Origin of the sequence: Streptococcus sp. HMSC10A01 (assembly GCF_001807785.1) — a bacterium.
GTDB lineage: Bacteria > Bacillota > Bacilli > Lactobacillales > Streptococcaceae > Streptococcus > Streptococcus gordonii.
In genome coordinates this window covers 131,697-132,446 of the sequence record NZ_KV790965.1, presented here as the reverse complement: position 1 = coordinate 132,446, position 750 = coordinate 131,697, and the positions used below count along the sequence as shown (strand labels likewise).

Annotated in this window: 1 CRISPR repeat array. The window is 47.5% G+C overall.

Going from position 1 to position 750, the window contains the following annotated elements:
* Window positions 1-59 precede the first annotated feature (59 nt).
* Window positions 60-750: a CRISPR direct-repeat array (repeat unit 29 nt; unit sequence TTATTTCAATCCACGCTCCCGTGAAGGGA).

Here is a 750-nt window from a genome sequence, read left to right as displayed (position 1 = left end):
CAATCCACGCTCCCGTGAAGGGAGCGACTGGTTGCCATAAGCGGTCGTTCGTGCCTTCGTTATTTCAATCCACGCTCCCGTGAAGGGAGCGACTTTTGAGAAAAACGCTTTCCCCATTTAAACCTTTATTTCAATCCACGCTCCCGTGAAGGGAGCGACTATTCCCAATTTGTGTTGGTAAGTCCTGTGTTTTATTTCAATCCACGCTCCCGTGAAGGGAGCGACTTATCGGCTCTTTCTCAACGCTAGAACAAGCTTATTTCAATCCACGCTCCCGTGAAGGGAGCGACAAAAGGCAAAATCGTCGAATACAACACCACGCTTATTTCAATCCACGCTCCCGTGAAGGGAGCGACAATTATTTGTTGAAATGGTTGCCGACGTAATTATTATTTCAATCCACGCTCCCGTGAAGGGAGCGACGGTTAAAAAAGGCTCAATCGTCCAAGTGTTTATTATTTCAATCCACGCTCCCGTGAAGGGAGCGACTGAATCTAAGATTAAACCCAGTCTTTATATTATTATTTCAATCCACGCTCCCGTGAAGGGAGCGACCTGAGTCCATTTTCTCCCTCAGACACGTTTTATTATTTCAATCCACGCTCCCGTGAAGGGAGCGACCTGATGTAGAGTTGATGGTGCCTTTTCTCTTTCTTATTTCAATCCACGCTCCCGTGAAGGGAGCGACTTCCTCATCATAGCCGACTTCACCACGGGCTATTTATTTCAATCCACGCTCCCGTGAAGGGA